Source organism: Streptomyces sp. NPDC058464, assembly GCF_042721035.1.
GTDB lineage: Bacteria > Actinomycetota > Actinomycetes > Streptomycetales > Streptomycetaceae > Streptomyces.
In genome coordinates, this window is sequence record NZ_JBHXMA010000008.1 from 156,572 (window position 1) to 172,826 (window position 16,255).

17 protein-coding genes are annotated in these 16,255 nt (G+C 72.9%); 2 read left to right on the forward strand and 15 right to left on the reverse strand.

What is annotated here, in order from left to right:
- Nucleotides 1-121: 121 nt before the first annotated feature.
- The 3 genes from ACFWPQ_RS13700 to ACFWPQ_RS13710 form a co-directional block, all read right to left on the reverse strand.
- Complete coding sequence (locus ACFWPQ_RS13700) at nt 122-988, reverse strand: prepilin peptidase (protein WP_384032905.1); 867 nt, start codon at nt 986-988, stop codon at nt 122-124.
- Complete coding sequence (locus ACFWPQ_RS13705) at nt 985-3,963, reverse strand: BTAD domain-containing putative transcriptional regulator (protein ID WP_384032907.1); 2,979 nt, start codon at nt 3,961-3,963, stop codon at nt 985-987. The genes ACFWPQ_RS13700 and ACFWPQ_RS13705 overlap by 4 nt, the downstream gene beginning before the upstream one ends.
- Nucleotides 3,964-4,249: 286 nt before the next feature.
- The gene (locus ACFWPQ_RS13710; protein ID WP_384032909.1) at nt 4,250-4,600 is read right to left on the reverse strand and encodes an SsgA family sporulation/cell division regulator; all 351 of its coding nucleotides are present in this window, start codon (nt 4,598-4,600) and stop codon (nt 4,250-4,252) included.
- Nucleotides 4,601-4,796: 196 nt separating this feature from the next.
- Between ACFWPQ_RS13710 and ACFWPQ_RS13715 the strand changes: the two genes are divergently transcribed.
- Nucleotides 4,797-6,305 (forward strand): sigma-70 family RNA polymerase sigma factor, encoded by a 1,509-nt coding sequence (locus ACFWPQ_RS13715; RefSeq protein WP_384032910.1) that lies wholly within the window; start codon nt 4,797-4,799, stop codon nt 6,303-6,305.
- A gap of 94 nt (nt 6,306-6,399) precedes the next feature.
- On the opposite strand, the gene ACFWPQ_RS13720 is transcribed toward ACFWPQ_RS13715, so the two are convergent.
- The 9 genes from ACFWPQ_RS13720 to ACFWPQ_RS13760 form a co-directional block, all read right to left on the reverse strand.
- Nucleotides 6,400-6,861 carry a TadE/TadG family type IV pilus assembly protein gene (locus tag ACFWPQ_RS13720; protein ID WP_384032912.1) on the reverse strand — a complete coding sequence of 154 codons (462 nt, stop codon included), beginning with the start codon at nt 6,859-6,861 and terminating at the stop codon, nt 6,400-6,402.
- Complete coding sequence (locus ACFWPQ_RS13725) at nt 6,858-7,277, reverse strand: TadE/TadG family type IV pilus assembly protein (RefSeq protein ID WP_384032914.1); 420 nt, start codon at nt 7,275-7,277, stop codon at nt 6,858-6,860. Before ACFWPQ_RS13725 ends, ACFWPQ_RS13720 begins: the two co-directional genes overlap by 4 nt.
- Nucleotides 7,278-7,655 (reverse strand): TadE family protein, encoded by a 378-nt coding sequence (locus tag ACFWPQ_RS13730; protein ID WP_384033218.1) that lies wholly within the window; start codon nt 7,653-7,655, stop codon nt 7,278-7,280.
- A 174-nt stretch (nt 7,656-7,829) separates the two neighbouring features.
- Nucleotides 7,830-8,081: a hypothetical protein gene (locus tag ACFWPQ_RS13735; protein WP_384032916.1), complete on the reverse strand. Its 252-nt coding sequence runs from the start codon at nt 8,079-8,081 to the stop codon at nt 7,830-7,832.
- 69 nt (nt 8,082-8,150) lie between these two features.
- The gene (locus tag ACFWPQ_RS13740; protein ID WP_384032918.1) at nt 8,151-9,071 is read right to left on the reverse strand and encodes a type II secretion system F family protein; all 921 of its coding nucleotides are present in this window, start codon (nt 9,069-9,071) and stop codon (nt 8,151-8,153) included.
- Complete coding sequence (locus ACFWPQ_RS13745; protein WP_384032919.1) at nt 9,068-10,075, reverse strand: type II secretion system F family protein; 1,008 nt, start codon at nt 10,073-10,075, stop codon at nt 9,068-9,070. The genes ACFWPQ_RS13740 and ACFWPQ_RS13745 overlap by 4 nt, the downstream gene beginning before the upstream one ends.
- A gap of 6 nt (nt 10,076-10,081) precedes the next feature.
- Nucleotides 10,082-11,389: a CpaF family protein gene (locus ACFWPQ_RS13750; RefSeq protein ID WP_384032921.1), complete on the reverse strand. Its 1,308-nt coding sequence runs from the start codon at nt 11,387-11,389 to the stop codon at nt 10,082-10,084.
- A complete protein-coding gene (locus ACFWPQ_RS13755) occupies nt 11,386-12,225 on the reverse strand; it encodes a hypothetical protein (RefSeq protein ID WP_384032923.1) in 840 nt (279 codons plus the stop codon). Before ACFWPQ_RS13755 ends, ACFWPQ_RS13750 begins: the two co-directional genes overlap by 4 nt.
- Before the next feature lie 16 nt (nt 12,226-12,241).
- Nucleotides 12,242-12,958 carry a hypothetical protein gene (locus ACFWPQ_RS13760; protein ID WP_384032925.1) on the reverse strand — a complete coding sequence of 239 codons (717 nt, stop codon included), beginning with the start codon at nt 12,956-12,958 and terminating at the stop codon, nt 12,242-12,244.
- A gap of 517 nt (nt 12,959-13,475) precedes the next feature.
- On the opposite strand from ACFWPQ_RS13760, the gene ACFWPQ_RS13765 reads away from it, so the two are divergent.
- Entirely contained in the window at nt 13,476-14,147 is a 672-nt protein-coding gene (locus ACFWPQ_RS13765) for a hypothetical protein (RefSeq protein WP_384032926.1), read from the forward strand.
- 9 nt (nt 14,148-14,156) lie between these two features.
- On the opposite strand, the gene ACFWPQ_RS13770 is transcribed toward ACFWPQ_RS13765, so the two are convergent.
- Genes ACFWPQ_RS13770 through ACFWPQ_RS13780 form a run of 3 tightly spaced genes read right to left on the reverse strand, consistent with a single transcriptional unit; the run spans nt 14,157 to nt 16,242 of the window.
- Nucleotides 14,157-14,756, reverse strand: a complete 600-nt coding sequence (locus ACFWPQ_RS13770; RefSeq protein WP_384032928.1) for a hypothetical protein — start codon at nt 14,754-14,756, stop codon at nt 14,157-14,159.
- Nucleotides 14,756-15,433, reverse strand: coding sequence for a hypothetical protein (locus tag ACFWPQ_RS13775; protein ID WP_384032930.1), 678 nt, complete (start codon nt 15,431-15,433; stop codon nt 14,756-14,758). The genes ACFWPQ_RS13770 and ACFWPQ_RS13775 overlap by 1 nt, the downstream gene beginning before the upstream one ends.
- Entirely contained in the window at nt 15,430-16,242 is an 813-nt protein-coding gene (locus ACFWPQ_RS13780) for a hypothetical protein (RefSeq protein ID WP_384032933.1), read from the reverse strand. Before ACFWPQ_RS13780 ends, ACFWPQ_RS13775 begins: the two co-directional genes overlap by 4 nt.
- Nucleotides 16,243-16,255: the final 13 nt, after the last annotated feature.

Sequence of the window (16,255 nt, forward strand, 5' to 3'; positions counted from 1 at the left end):
ATCGCGGCTCACCCGCGGTTCATGATGGGCGCGGGCCTGCCCCAGCATCGCCACGTCCACCGGAACGGCACAATCACCACACCGGGCGAGCGGTCGAACTCCCTTGCGGGCGACCGGAGTTCTACGCCGTGTGCGCCCCCACCAGCAGTCCCGCGAACGCGCCGGCGATCAGGAACGGCCCGAACGCGATCGCCGTCTTGCGCCCCGCCCGCCGTACGACGACGAGCGCGCCGCCGTACAGGGCGCCGAACAGGAAGCCGGCGAAGGTGCCGAGCAGCACGGTGGGCCAGCCGTACCAGCCGAGGGCGGCGCCCGTGCCGAGCGCGAGCTTGACGTCGCCGAAGCCCATGCCGCCGGGGTTGATGAGGAAGAGGACGAAGTAGGCGGCGCCCAGGGCGAGGGCCGCGTAGAGGGAGGTCAGCCAGTCGCCGGCGTGCTCGGGGAGCAGGGCGGTCACGCCGAGGAGGGCGAGGGCCGCGGCGGCGAAGGGGAGGGTGAGGGGGTCGGGGAGGCGCTGGACGCGGAAGTCGACCACGGCGAGAAGGACGCCGACGGGGGCCAGGAGGAGCCAGACGGCGAGTTCGGGGCGAGTGCCGGTGGCCAGGGCGAGGGCTGCGCAGACCAGGGCCGTGGCGAGGGCGAGGGCGTGAGGGCCGGGTGCGGGTGCGTGGGTGGTTGCTGTTCTTGGGTTCTCACCCGCACCACCCGTGACAGTTTCGTCGTCGGGTGCGGGTGGCCCCTGCGGGGCGTTCTCGCCGTCGGCGGCCGCGGATCCGTGGGCCGTGGGTTCGGCAGCGGTCGTCACGCAGGCGCCGCAGGGCACGCGGCCCAGCCAGCCCTTTACGGGGTGACCCGCCGGGCACGTCTTACGCCAGTCCTCCCCCGCCGGGGCCGAGAAGCGGTACGCGGCGCGGGGCAGCAGGGAACCGGCCGCTGCGCCCCAGAGGGCTGCGGCGGCCGGGACGGCGAGGTCCAGGGCGGTCGTCATCCCGTCGCGGCGGCGCCGTCGCGCCAGGTCGGAAGGAGTTCGTCGAGAAGGGCCTCGGTACGCGGGGGCAGGCCGCGCGCACCGCTGCGGGTGACGAGGTCGACGGCGAGGGCGCGCAGCCGGTCCGGGTCGCCGGTGGCGTGCGTGGCGCGCAGCAGCTCGTTCCAGAGGCGCTCGTCCGCCGGGGCGGTCCGCAGCGCCGCGCCGAGCGCCTCGATCGCCTTCTCCGCGCGGTCCTTCTCCAGGTGGAACGCGGACAGCGCGAGGCCGATGTCTGCGACGAGGAGCGGCAGCTGGGCGTCGACGATCTCGTGGGTGAGCCAGCGGTAGCGGCCCTCCGCGCGGTCGGCGAGCAGCGGGCCGCGCACCAGGACGAGCGCGTCGGTGAGGAGGCGGCCGCGGACCGCCCGGCTGTCGACGCCCTTGCCCTGGGTGGCCTCGTAGTAGAGGGAGCGCAGGACGTCCAGGTCGGAGACGACCGACTTGGCGAGCGTGAGGCGGCCGGCCGCGTCGGAGCGCAGCCGGGGGCTGCCGTCGGGGTCGGTGCCGAGCCAGCCGCGCAGCCGCTCCAGGAGGGCGTCGCGGACGTCCTCCGTCACGCCCCGCGGCCACAGCGCGGACGACAGCACGCGCGGGTGCACGCCCTCGCGGTGCAGGAGGAGGAGGGCGAGGGCCTCGTGGAGGAGGGGGCTGCGCTCGCCGTCGGGGGTGTCCAGGCCCATGATCTCGTACGGCCCGACGAGCCGCGCGTACACCGCGGGACGGCCCTGTTCGCTGATGTCGACGAGGAACGGCGGGGTGGTGGTGGGCCCGTCCGGGTCGCGCTCGGGGTCGGCCTCCACGAAGAGTTCGACGACCGCGCGCTGCTGGACTGCGGGCAGCAGCTGGGCCTGGAGTTCGAGGCCGAGGAGCGGGGCGAGGAGCCTGCCGTCCGGGGTGATCTCCATCGCCCAGGCGGCGCCGGGCAGGTCGTCGCTCTCGGTGCCGACCAGGTAGCCGATGCCCAGCCGGCCCGCGTCGGCGGCGAGTTCGGCCAGGCGCAGCGCGTCCTCGGCGGACGGCTGGGTGGCCAGCAGCACGAGGTTCGGGGCCCAGCGGGTGTGCTGGGCGGGCCCGGTCCGGCCGGTGAGGACCGAGTGGTGGTCGGCGGCGCCCAGCGCGCCGCGCCGCTGCCGGGTCTCGGCCTCCATCGTCTCGAACAGCGCCTCCACGTCGTCGAGATGGCGCAGCCGGTTGGGGGCGAGCGGGGTGAGGTCCGCGCCGAAGCCGACGAGGGTGATGGTCATGCGGTCCGACCAGCCGTTGGTGGCGAGTTCGGCGGCGACGGAGGCGAACAGGGCGGCCCGGTCGGCCTCGCGGCCGCTCAGCGAGACGATGCCGGGCACGGCCTCCAGGTTGAGCAGCAGCCGCGAGTCGTCCATGGTGCCGAGGCTGACCAGGCCCGGGTACGGGGCGGCCGCGTCGGTGTCCTCGTAGCGCTCGGCGTCCGCGCGGGTCAGCGTCCAGAACGTCTGGTCCTGGCCGAGCTGCCAGGGCGCCGGGGGCTTGCCGGCCGGCTGGGCGAGCTGCAGGTGCAGATCACCGTGGCTGAGCCAGGCCGCGTAGACGACGGGCAGGGAGCGGGACTCGGCGGTGAGGGCGGCGGCGAGTCCGCGCAGCGACCGGTCGAGCAGTCGTACGCCCTCCGGGTCGGCGCCGACCAGCAGCGCGTCCTGCACGTCCTGGGCGTCCCCGGTCGGGATCGGCGGCTCCATGCCGCGGCTGCCGCCGACGGCACCGAGCGCCGACTGCCACAGGGCCTGGCGGCGCCGGCGGCCGAGGGCGGCGAGCAGGCCGGCGGCGAGGAGGGGGGCGCCGAGCAGGGTCTCCGGGAGGCCGAAGGAGGAGTGGCCGGAGCTCTCCTGGGCGTGTGCGGCGGGGGTGCCGGTGTTGTCGCCGGTCCGGCGCTGGCTCGGCACGGTGATCTGGGCGGTGGCGCCGTCCTCGCCCGCGTGCTGTCCGCCGCCCTGCGCCTGCTGCTCGTGCTGGTGCTGCTGCTGGGCGTGGTCGCCGGTCTGCGCGTAGTCGCCGATCTGCTGCCGAACCTCCGGCGAGACGTGCGCGTCGGGGTTCTCGACGAGTTCGCCGCCGTGTGCGTCGCCGGGCATCTCCATGATCCAGCCGGGGCGGATGAGGCTGGCCTCGGAGAGCCGCGAGCCGTCGGGCTGGACGCGGTCCTTGTTGAGCTCGTAGATCTCCTTGTACCGGCGGCCGTCGCCGAGGTGGCGCTGCGCTATCTCCCACAGGGAGTCGTGGTGGCGGCCCTCGGGCGGCTGGATCCGGTAGTACTTCGTCGCACCGTGCGTGGCGGTGGAGCCCTGCTCGGCCTGGGCGGAGACATGACCGGCCTGCTCGGCGAGGGCGGCGGCGGTGCTCTTCGCCTGCTCCTGCTGCTGGGCGAGGATGCCGGGGGTCGCCTGGGCGGTGGCCACCGTGCCCTTCTGGTTGCCCTCCAGGCTGTGGCCGAGCTGCGAGAGGCCCGGGGTGAAGCTGGCCGCGGCGGCGCCGACGAGCAGCAGCGCGGCGACGAGCTGCCGGGCGAGCAGCTGGCTGGGGCCGGCGCCGGGGACCCGGCCGGGCAGGCCGACGCCGGAGAGGGCGGCCTTGACCTCCACCAGCACGCAGGCCGTGAACTGGGCCCAGGCCAGCCACACGATGACCGTCAGGGTGTTGAGGAAGACGTCGACGCCGATCGGCTGCGACAGCCAGTCCATGCTGGGCGCGCTGCGCGGCAGCGGCCAGCCGACCGTCACCGCGAGGGCGCCGGGGACGCCGACGACGAGGACGAGCAGCACCACGAAGGCGAGGAACGCCTTGACGACGTCCCCGAACGTACGCCGACGCAACCGCACCGGCTGCGGGGTCCGGTTCCGCGGACCCGACGGAGGGGTCCCCGTCGGCCTTCCCGTCGAGCTTGATGTGCTGCGTCGCGCCATGGCGGGTGTCCCGGGGTCGTGTGTGGAAGGAGTGGGCCGGGGGCGCACCGAGCCTGTCGAGGTCCCCCTGACGATCCTATTGACTGGGACCGACAGCGTCGAAGGGGAAGAACGGCGAACGAGAGCCTGAATCATCCCCTTTCGCCAACCGGTGCCCCATTGACCGGTGTTGTCACCACCCGGCCCGCACACGCCCCCTCCACACACCCCGCACAACCCGCATGCCCCGCGCAATCCCCCCGCCGCCCCTCGGGTGACGGTCGTACGCCCGCCGCCTGCTCCGCTCTCAGCCGCACACCCGGAGCGACGACAGCAGGAAGCGGGTGAGGGCCGAGGTGGGGAAGCTGATCGCCGCCACCCCCTCCTCCGCGCGCAACTCCACCACGGTGCGCGCGGGGCCGTACGGGCGCACCTGCACGTTGCCGAGCGCGGCCGGGCCCGCCAGGCCCTCCTCCAGCAGGGCCCGCGCGAAGGTCCAGGTGACCTCCTCGCCGTCCAGGGAGATCCACGGCGGGAAGACGAAGTGCACGGCCTGCGGGTCGGCCGAGGTGCAGCGGAGGGTCGCGGGGACCGACACCTCCTGTTCGTCGGCGGTGAGCAGGCGGGCGCCGGTGGGCTGCTCGAGCGTGATGGGCACAGGTCGTCTCCGGGGTGCGGTGGTGGGCCGTCGTACAAGTGAGAGGGCCTGGCGACGGGTTCATTACGCCGGAAACGCAAGCGACTTGAGTGACATGTGTCACTTTCCGATGTGCTTGAAACTTTGCTTGAAAGTTTCGTCATCTACTCTGACAAACCTTCTCCCGCCCCACAGCCGGCAACTGGAGCGTTCCGCCATGCACGACGGTTCCTCTGCAGTGAACAGCGCCACCGCGTACACCCGGATCTACGAGGAACAACACCCGCGTCTCGTCGCGTACGCCCGCTCCCTCACCCGGAACGCCTGGCTCGCCGAAGACCTCGTCGCCGAGGCGCACTTCAGGGTCTGGCGGCGGCTGGCCGAGGGGCACGGGATCGACAACGTGTCGGCGTACCTGACGACGACCGTCCGGCATCTCGCGTACGCCGCGAACGGCGCCGCGCGCGAGACGCCCCGCGACCCGCACGACGACGAGCAGGCCGAGCCCGGCCGCCACGGCGACGACCCGGCCGAGCAGGTGTCCTCCGTCGACCTGCTCGTGCGCGTCCTGGCCCAGTTGCCCGAACGCTGGGTCAAGGCGCTCTGGCTGGCCGAGGCGGAGGGCCAGCCGCTGGCGCAGATCGGGCCGCAGCTGGGCACCAAGGAGGGCGCCACCGCCGTACTGCTGCACCGCGCCCGGGAGGGGATGCGGCAGGCCTTCCTGCGCACCCAGACCGGAGCCCCGGACGACCCCGCCTGCCAGGTCCACTGGAGCCGGATGCCCGCGTACGTGCGGGGCGCCGCGACGGAACGTCAGTCCGACCGCCTGCTCGGCCATGTGGACACCTGCGCGGACTGCCGGACCCGGCTCGCCGCGCTGATGACCGCCAACGACCGGCTCCCCGCCCTCGTCGGCCCGGCCCTGCTGGTGTTCGCGGTGGGCGGCACGGCCGGCAAGTTCCTGCTGACCCTGACCGCGGCCGGGGCCACGGCGGGCGGTCACGCGGGCGGCGGCGCGAGCGGGCTGCTGCACGGCGTACGGCAGGCCACCGGTGTCGGCGGCACGAAGGCGCCGTTGGCGGTCGCGGCGGGTGCGGTGGCGGCCGGGGCGACGGCGCTGGTGCTGATACTCGGACCCGGCCAGTCCGCCTCCGTCCCCGCCCAGCGGGCACCGGTCGCCGACGCGCCGGTGACGCAGATGCCGGTGGCCGAACAGCCGGCGGTCCCCGCCGACACCCCCGCCACGCAGCCGGCGGTGACACCCGGTCAGGGCGGCGGGGAGCCGGTACGGCAGCAGGCCGCCGCCGACGAGGGTGCGGGCGCGGCCGTTTCCGAGCCCGAGCCCACGACGCAGCCGCCGTCGGACAGCGGGGGCACGACGGCGGATCCCGGTGGGCAGACCCCGGGAGGCGCCGGGGACGGGTCCGGGAGCAGCGCTCCGCCCGCACCGGCGGAGCCGACGCCGCCGGCCGTGCCCCCGGTCGCGGACCCCACTCCCCCGGCACCGCCGACCGAGCCGACACCGCCCGCCGATCCCACACCCCCGGCGGACCCGGCTCCCGCGGACCCGCCGCCCGCCACGGACCCCACCCCGGCACCGGCCGACCCGGACCCGACCACCCCGCCCGACGACGACTGCCCGCCCGGGCACGGCAACGGCGGCGGCAACGGCAACGGCCATACCCACGGACACGGCAGCCGCGCCGCCTCTGACTCCGAGGCCTGAGCAAGCGCCCTGAAGGGGCGCGGGGAACTGCGCGACCAGCCACGACGGCGCCGCGGACAAACGACGGCGCGTCGCGGCCCTTCCAGCGGAGCGCCTAGCCCACCTCGTTCTCCGCCGTCGCCTCGCCGTGCACCACGATCGCGCCGCCGTAGAACATGCCGGTGAAGACGGGTTCGTACGTCAGCTGGACCTCGACCTGGACCTGCTGGGCGTCGGCGGTGACGCAGTGCGTGGCCGCGATGTCGGCGGTGGACATGTCCATCTCGCGGGCGAAGGTCTTCACCCGGGCGTCGCAGTCCTGGAAGTTGATCGGCGCGTCGCCCTGGTTCTCGTACAGCTTGTCCAGGTCGATGTCCTGAGCCGCGTAGCGGGCCGCCTGTTCCGCGATGTCGGCGGCCCGTTCGCGCTTGGAGATGGACAGGCCGCCGTCGATGACGAAGGCGGACAGGGTGAGGAAGACCAGGGCGAAGATGATGACCGCGCCGGCGCCCGAGCCCCGGTCGTCGAGACGGAGCCGGCGCGCGGTCCACCAACTGCGCAGCACCGCGAGGATCATGCCGCCCTCCGGAGCGGGTCGAGGGGCGAGGAGAACGTCGAGGAGAGGGTGGTCGGGATGTCCAGGCCGAGCATGGCCAGCCCCCGCACCTGGCAGCTCACCTCGACCGTGAAGATCGTGCCGGACTCGAAACCCGCGCTGGTCTGTACGACGGAGACCGGCCCCGAGCAGACGTCGGACAGGTCCGCCTCGGCGGCTTTCTGCGCCTCCGACATGGCTGTGGCGTGGTCCTTCTGGATGGACCCGGCACGGGCCGCGTCCCGCGCGGCGCCGTCGATCGCCCCGCGTCCGTCGACGAGTTGGCCGAAGGCGACCAGGACGAGGATGAACATGATCATGACCGGGGCGAGGATGACGACCTCGACGGTGGACAACCCCCGGTCGTCGTCCGGCGCTCTGTTCCGCAGGGAGAACATCTAGTTCCTGTCCTCCACGAACCGCTCCACGGGTCCCGACGACTGCGCGTGCACCGTCAGGTCCAGGCCCGGGAACACCGTCGGGACGCGGGCCGTGATCTCGACGCCGACCGTGGTCTGCTCCGGCTGGAGCATCTTCACGTCGGGCGACAGGACCAGCTGCGGCCCGAGTTGGCTGATGTAGGAGTCGACCACGTCCTGGGCCTCGCCGCGCCAGGCGCCGGGCTGCGCGTCGGCGGTGGCACGGGCCTTGCGGGCGCCGGCCTGGGCCGCCGCCTGGGCCACGTGGTCGGCGAAGAAGTACAGCGCGAACTGCACCGTCGCGAAGATCATGAAGAACAGGACGGGGGTGAGGAACACGAACTCGATCGCGGTCATGCCCGAGTCGCCGCGCGCGGCCGCCGCCCGGCGGCGCACCCAGCCGCGCGGGCCTCCGCTCGCACCCGCGGACCCGGCCCCGGCCTCGCCCGCGGACCCGCCCGCAGACGTCCCCGTCATCCCCGTCACCCCGTCACCCCGTCATCCCCGTCGTGGTCGCGCTCGACCCGCCGCTCAGCAGGTTCCGCTCGCGTTGGCGCCCTTGATGCAGTCGCCGACCTTCTTGGCGCCGTCGCTCAGCGCGGCGTTGATGATGGCGGCCACCACGCCGACGATCGCCACGACGACCGCGGAGATGATGACCCACTCGACGGCGGAGGCACCGCGGTCGAGCTCGCCGGAGCGGGCGCGCTGCACCCGGCCCTGGAGGAAGGTGACCAGGAAGTCCACCGCCAGGATCCCGGTGCTGAAGTTCCGTGTGTTCATGATGACTTGTCCTCTCGAAACAGCAGTTGGCGAAGGTTCACGATTCAGCTCACGTCAGGTCGCATCAGCTCACACCTGGAACACCCGCATCGCCGCCGGGAAGATCAGGAAAACCAGGAAGCCGGCGCACAGCAGCAGCTGGGCGACGAGCATCGACTGGGACTTCTCGCCCGCGCTGCCCTCGATCTCGGCGAGTTCGCGGTGGCGCATGGTCTCGGCGCGGGAGGCGAGGGACTCGCGGACCTTGGCGCCGTCGTCCGCGACCAGGGCGAGGGAGGCGGAGAGGTCCTTGAGCTCCTCCACGCCGAGTTCCTCACCGAGCGCGCCCAGCGCCTGCCACTGGCTGACGCCGGTGATCCGGGCGTCGGCGAGGGCGTTGCGGATGCGCTGGTTGGCCCAGCCGTCGGAGACCTCGGCGGCCGCCATCAGGGCCTCGGGCAGGCCGCGGCCGCCGGCGAGGCTCATCGACACCAGGTCGAGGTACGCCCCGATGACCCGCCGGAGGTCCCGGCGCTTCTCGGCCGCGTCCCGTCGTACCTCCAGGTCGGGCAGGAAGAAGAACAGGCCCGCGCAGGCCAGGGAGAGCCAGACCGGGATGACCGGGCTGTGCCCGAAGCCCATCGTGTAGACGACGGCGAACAGGAACGGACCGAAGATCAGGCCGGCCGCCGCGAGCAGCACCTTCGTCGCCAGGAACTTCTCCCAGCTGCGGTCCAGGACGGCGAGGTCGGCGCGGAGCGAGCGCTGTTCCCAGCCCTGCTCCCGGTAGAACTCGGCGACGCGGGCGCCGACTTCGGCGCGCAGGGAGCCGAACCGGCCGGTGTCCTTCGCCGGCCGCGCCGACTCGTAGGCCGCGCCGCGCGCCCGCATCGCGTCGATCCGGGCGACCTGGGCGACCGCGCTGCGCCGGGACGGCATCAGGGCACGGATCAGGGCGTAGACGCCGAGACCCAGGATCACGCCGACGACGATCGGCATCGTGAGGTTCACCGGCGTACTCCGTCCTCGGTGGGCAACGGCTGCTGACCGGGCTGCCCCGGCTGACCGGGATGGCCGGGCTGACCGGGAGCGGTGCGGGGCGGCCGGACGAACTGCACGGAGGACTGGTCGCGGACCAGGAACCGTTCCGGGGTCTCGATGGTGGACAGCTTGCGCAGCCACCAGAAGCCGAGCGCGAACAGCCCGCAGACCAGGGCGAGGACGAGCTGGCCGACGGCGGTGCCGTACGGCGCGACGAACTCGCGGTTGAAGACGGCGAGTCCGAGCACGAACGCCACCGACACGGCGACGACGATCTGCACCGACCGCCGCGTGGACGCCCGTTGGGCCATCACGCGCTGGCGCATGTCGACCTCCTCGCGGGCCGACTTGGCCAGGGCACCCAGTACCTGGCGCAGACCGGGGCCGCGGAGGCGGGCGTTGAGGATGAGGGCCGCGACGATGATGTCGGCCGAGGCGTCATTGATCTCGTCGGCGAGGTGCTGGAGCGCGTCCGGCAGCGGGGTGCGGGCGCGCAGGCGGTCCACGAGGGCGTCGAGGTGCGGCCGCAGGATGGGCGCGGCGGCCCGGGCCGAGGCCGGGATGGCCTGCTCCAGGCCGACCGCGCCGGCGATCGTGTCGCGCAGCGACTCGGTCCAGGAGGCGAGGGCCTCCACGCGCTTCATCGCGGCCCGCTCCTCGGCGGCGCCGCCGAACAGCTTGTCCCAGAAGAAGACCAGGACACCGGCGGCGATGCCGGCCACCGCCCAGCGGGTCATCAGCAGCACGGCGAGCCCGATGATGGCGGCGAGCGAACCGCGCTGCCCGGCGAACCGGATGAGCTCGGCGGCCCGTTCGTTGGCCTTCTGCTTCTCGTGGTCGGGCTTGGCGGGCAGCCCGCGGATCGCCAGGATCAGCAGCGCGAGCCCGCCGCCGGCGGCGACACCGCAGCCGAGCGCGTAGAGGACCTCGGTGGAGAAGAGTCCGCCCATGGAGCCCAGGGAATCCAGGTTCATGTCAGATCACCCCCAGGCCCCGTGCGGCTGGTAGCCGTAGGCCATCAGGTCCTCCAGGCAGGCTATGGGCGCATGCGGTACGACCCGGCCGTCGTGTGCCTCCGCGAACACCTCGCTGGACAGCACCCGGCCGTCGACGCCGTTGACCTCGCGGACCGAGGTCACCATGCGCTGGAGACGGCCGCCGGTCTGGTAGTTGTTGCGCCGCTGGATGAAGACGACGAAGTTCACCGCGCCCGCGATCAGCATCTGGCTGGCCTCGATGGGCAGCCGCTCGGAGGCCTGGAGCGCGTACGTCGAGATGCGGTTGAAGACCTCGCTGGAGCTGTTCGCGTGGATCGTGGACAGCGACCCGTCGTTGCCCTGCGACATCGCGTTGAGCATGGTGACGATCTCGTCGCCGAGGACCTCGCCGACGATGACCCGGGAGGGGTTCATACGCAGCGAACGGCGCACCAGCTCGGCCATGGAAATGGCGCCCTGCCCCTCGGAGTTGGGCAGCCGCTCCTCGAACGCCACCACGTTGGGGTGCAGGTCCTGGAAGGTGTCGAGCCCGAGCTCCAGCGCCCGCTCGACGGTGATGAGCCGCTCGTGCGGAGGGATCTCGTTGGCGAGGGCACGCAGCAGCGTCGTCTTGCCCGCGTTCGTCGCCCCCGCGATCATGATGTTCTTGCGGGCCCGGACCGCGCAGGCCATGAAGTGCGCGACCTCGGGCGTCACGGTGCCGTTGCCGACCAGGTCGGAGATGAACACCTTGCCCATGCGGGCGCGACGGATGGAGAGCGCGGGCCGCCGGGTGACGTCCATGACGGCGGAGAGCCGGGAGCCGTCGGGCAGCCGCAGGTCGAGCTGCGGGTTGGCCGAGTCGAACGGGCGGGAGGACAGACCCGAGTAGGCGCCGAGCACCTGGATCAGCTCGATGAGCTCCTCGTCCGTCTCCGCGACGGAATCCCCGATGGCCTCCCGTCCGTCGCTGTACCCGACGAAGACCTGGTCGCAGCCGTTGATGTCGATGTTCTCGACGTCCGGGTCGTCGAGCAGCGGCTGCAGCCGCCCCACGCCGAACAGCGCGGCGTGCACGGCGGCCGCGTACTGCTCCTCGGTCTCCGCGTCCAGCGGGGTGCGCCCGGCGTTGATGTCCGCGCGGGCGTACTCCTCCAGGATCTGGGCTATGACCGCGCGGGCGTACTGCCGTTCGTCCTCGCTGGACATCGGCGTGACACCGGACGCCTGGTCCTGGCGGCGCTGCTCGGCGATCCGGTCGCCGGCGTCCTGCCGGAACCGCTTGACCAACTGGTGGTCGACAGCGGTCATCGGCCGGCCCCCGCGTGGGGCGCCTGTGTCGGTACGGCCCAGGCGGCGCCGTACTGCTGGTGGAGGTCGGCGGTGACCTTGCGGGCCGAGCGGATGAGCAGGGACTTGTCGAGGCGCCCGCGCTTGCGGCCGGCCAACTGGTCGGCGCCGGCGGGGTCGTCGGCGATGGTGCCGACCACCCGGGCGCCGGTCTGGGCGTGCACGAGCATGTCGTTGACCTGGTTGACCAGCTTGCCGGAGCTCGACGGGTCGGCGACCAGGACCACGCCGATCAGCGGGGTGGCGAGGGCGGCGGCACCGCGCGCACCGCCGTGCAGCTTCTGCGCGAGGGCGGCGGCACGGTCCCGCACCCGGGCGAGGGCCTCCGGCTCGGTGCGGGAGACCAGCAGCACCAGCGCCGCGTGCGGGAACAGCTCGACGGCCGGGGTGTCGCCGCTGACCCGGCCGCAGTCGGCGATGACGTCGGCGGGCGCGTTCGGGGAGTCGGCGAGGGCGGCGAAGGCGTGCCCGAGGGTGGGCCAGAGCCCGGCGAGCCCGGCGGCCTGCTCGGCGATGCCCAACCCGACGAGGACCTCGAGCCCACCGCTCAACGGCTGGACGTGGTCCCAGAGTTGATCGGGCACGAGCCCGCGCCGGGCCGTGGCCGCTATGGACAGCATGCCGGTGTTGGGGTTCAGCGGTCCGCCGTGCGCGGCGGCACTGCGGTAGACCAGGTCGCCGCCGGCCGGGTCGGCCTCGGCGAGCAGGACCCGGCGCGGCCAGACCGCGGCCAGCGCGACGGCCGCGGTGGTGACGCCGGGGGAACCCTTGTCGGCGGCGATTGCGATGAGCGCCATGGGGTGGGGCCGCCTTCTAGTTGCCGGTGCTGGGCACGAGGACGAGGGCGACCTCGCCGTTGGACGCGGCGTCGGCCAGCTCGGCGGCCTTGTCGCTGTCGACGGTGAGCGTGATGGCGTAGCTGGTGCTGCTGACGAGTTCGCCGCTGCTCTTGTCGCTTGGTACGGCGCTGACCCTGGCGTCGCCCGCGATCAGTGAGTCGCTGCCGGCGGAGGAGGAGGACGAACCGCCGGTGGCGGAGCCGCTGACGTGGTAGGCGGCGACGGTGTCGCCCACCTCGATCCCGCTCGGGTACTGACCCTCCTTCAGGGCCAGGCCGACGGTGGACTTGCCGGCGGGAAGCTTGCTGCCCTCACCGAACATCTCGCCGACGGCGACGACACCGGCCGGGATGGTGCTCACGGCCTTCAGCTTCTTCAGGCCCGCCAGTTGGGACCACCTGACGTAGTGGATGCTGGAGTCGTCGGCGACCATGACGGACGTCACGTCGCTGTCCTGCACGGACGAGCCGGCCGGGATCTCCTGCGTGATCTTTATGACCTCGATGCGCTTGCCGGCCTGCAGCACGAGCGTCGTCGCGCCCAGCGCACCCAGCAGGATCAGCAGCACCGCGAGTGCGGCCAGCGCGGGCTTGCGCTCACGGGGCGCGGTGGGAAGCCGGTCACCGACCGAAGGCTGAGCCGGACCGGCCGAACGACCTGCGCCCGCCCCCGTACGCTCTTGGATCTTCACGCAACCGCTCCCCGTTACAGCCAAGAAAACTGTCTGCCGAACACTCGAACACTTTGTCAACGCCGTAAAAGCGGACACTCGACACCAACCGCCCGATCCGGCCGAATACTCGGCGGCATGGCGAGTGTCAAGCGATCGCACCGTATCAGCCACACATAAGCCCCTCAAGGCGCGCCCGGACTCCTTGACCTCACTGAAATCGTCGTTGCGATCTGCAACGGCGTTGCCATGTACGGCGGTTGGGATCGGGGGGACACCAGGGGGCACCGAACTGTGCGCCGGCGAATCCAGAACACCCCGTTCGCGGCCGGGCCGCTCCCGACACCCTCACCGCGCACCCATGAGGCCTGCACGAAGTGCACACGCCGGCCGGGCGGGTACGACAGCGGTCCGAGTACGATCACCCGGCCGGGCGAAGCGTTCGCCGCAGCGAAAGAGCGTGCCGACCGCACTGACCGATGACCGCAGTGACCGCGACGACCGCGACGACCGCGACGACCCGTGAGGATGCCAGACCGTGACCGTGCCGCAGCGGCATTCCTGGCAACCCCCGGCGGGCGAGGGGCTCGTGGCGCGGGCCCCGGTGTCCTTCGCGACCGGCGCGGCACACCGCGTCCAGGGCCGCCGCTGGTTCCGTGACACGGAACGGCGGGACATACAGGCCGAGTTGGCAGGCTGGCCGCCAGGCCCGGCATACCGGTTCAGGTCGAGGATCGGCCCTGTGGTGCGGGGTGTCCTGACGGGCGCGTTCCTCCTCGGTGTGCTCGCCCTTGCCGTGGTCTTCGACGGCAACGTGCCCTCCGGCAGCGGCCCCGGCGGTTCCGCCCCACTGGGCAGGAGCGAGGACCCGGAGAACGAGGAGACGGACTTCCCGGTGCTGTGGGCGGCCCCCGGCACGATCGCCCGTACCCTCCCCTGGGAACTCGACCCGGCCCGCCGTCCCGACACGGACGTCACGCACCTCGTCCTGACCGACCGCCGCCTGCTGGTCCTCGGCGGACTCCGCGATCCCAGGGAACCCTGGGAGGAAGTCCTCTGGGAGACGGACCTGAGCACGGTCGCCACGGTCGAACGGCGGCCGTTCAGCGTCGGCGAACGGGACTTCAGGATCACCTTCACCGACGGCTCCTGGTGCCGCCTGACGTCCCTGGAGGGCGAGCCTCTCGTCAGCTGCCTGACGGCCGCGTGACCGGTCCGGCTACGCCGTGACCCGGACGGTCCGCGCCAGTTCGTCGGTCAGCTCGCACAACGCGTCCGTGTGGGCCAGTGCCTGCCAGGACGTCAGCAGCACGAGCCCCCACGTCTCGTCGGCCCGGATGCCGTACGCACACGTCTCCATCACCGTCCCCAGCCCGTCCCGGCCCACGTCCTGGACGTAGGCGTGCCGTACCCGCACCGCCGGGCCCGCGGGAAGGCCGCGGAGCTCGGCCTCGGGCGGACGGTAGGAGACGGGGGTGGGGGCGGCGAGACAGCGCTGGAGCAGCTCCACGCTCATGGTCGGGTACGTGTCGTCGGCGACCAGCGCCGACAGCTCGATCCGGGCGAGCTCACCGAGGCGCGGCTCGGGCACGTACGACAGCGCGGTGATCGGGGCGCGCTCCCGGGAGTCGGCGGCGGCTGCGCGGAGTTCGGCGGCGAGGGCGCCGAGGAGCTTCGGGTCGGGGTCGTCCGGGCCGACGTGGCGCGCGGCCGCCTCGACGGCCCACGCATGCAGGTCGACCCCCGCCACGCGTACCGGCAGGGATATGGCATCCTCGGGCGCTTTCATACGCACCGTGGACGCGGCGAACTCGGGCATCAGGCCATCCATTGCAGGGTGCGGGCGACGGCGTCGAAGAGGCCGACCAGGGCCTCCGCCAGCGGCTCCATCGGCGTGGAGAAGGAGAGCAGCAGCCGCTGGTCGCCGTTCGGGACGGCGAGGTAGACGTCCAGGTGCGTGACGGCGAGCTTGTTGCCGTCGGGGTCGTCGGGGGCCGGCCGGCGCAGGTAGCGGTGGCGTACGGCGGGGCCGGCGGGGAGGTCGACGAGAGTGACGTCCTCTGCTTCTGCGGTCGCGCGCAGGGCGAGGGAGCGGGCGATGTCGCCGAGGTCGCCGGCCTCGGTGCCGGGGGCCGGCCGGAGCAGGGTGACGACCAGGCCGGCGGAGACCGGGACCTGGCCGAGGACCTGGTTCATGACGTACATCTCGACACCGCCGTTGGCATGCGCCGCCTCGGCCTGCTCCCGCATCCGGCCGGCGAGCGCGGCCTCGAGCTGCGGACCGGCCTTCGTACGCCGTAGACCGCGCTTGACCACCTTGTCGATACGGTGCGCCCACTTCTCGGGATCGAGCACGATCCGCTCCCAGCCCTCGGGAACGGCGAGGCGGTAATCGGAGGGTGGGGCCGTGGCCGTACCAGCCGTACCAGCCGTGCTGGCCGTGCTGGCCGTGCTGGCCGTGCTGGCCGTCGTCCCGCCGCTCATACCGCCGCTCATACCGCCGTCCCGATCGCCCGGTCGTACCGCGTGCGCCGTCCCATGACCACGACCGTCACCGGTGCCAGCACCAGCACCGCGGCGGCGCCGAGGCAGACATAGCCCTCGGGTACGCCGCCGATGTCGGACTTGGTGCCGAGGGAGGGCTTGTAGTGACCGGCCGGGTCGACGACGGCCGTGGTCGTCTGCCCGACCCGGTCGGCGCAGTTCTCCTTGTTGTCGATCACCTCGTGGACGGACCCGTCCCGCAGCCGGACCCTGCAGTACGTCTCACGGGTCCCGTGCGTCCACTGATGGGTCGGCGTCGCGATGGTGACCGTCTGCTCCACCCCGCGCAGCTGCAGGTACCAGGCGTTGGCGAAGTACGAGCCCACCAGGACCAGGACGAGATAGGCGCCCGCGGTGACATACCGGGCGACGGGGGCCCCTCGGGAGTCACGGGTCTTGAAGGCCACCCAGATGACCGGGAGCCCGAGCACCAGCCCGACGAACGCCGCCGCCTTGCCGATGAACAGGCTGGAGAGCAGGCAGACGACGACCGATACGACGGCCACCAGGAGCAGCCGGGCCCACGGCCAGACCGGCGTTCCGCCGCCGTAACCGGTCCACCCGGCCCGCGCCGGCCGCGGGTTGGTGGTGGCCTCGGAGAACTCGGCGAGGATGGTGCGTACCCGCCGCATGCCGTCCGGGCCGGCCGCGATGCGGCGCAACTCCGGCAGCCCCATGCCCACTTCTTCCAGCGACCGCTGCCATTTCTCCGGCAGTTCCGCGAACAGCTCGTCGACGGACCGCTCGTCCTCACTCGCCACGTGATCCTTGCTC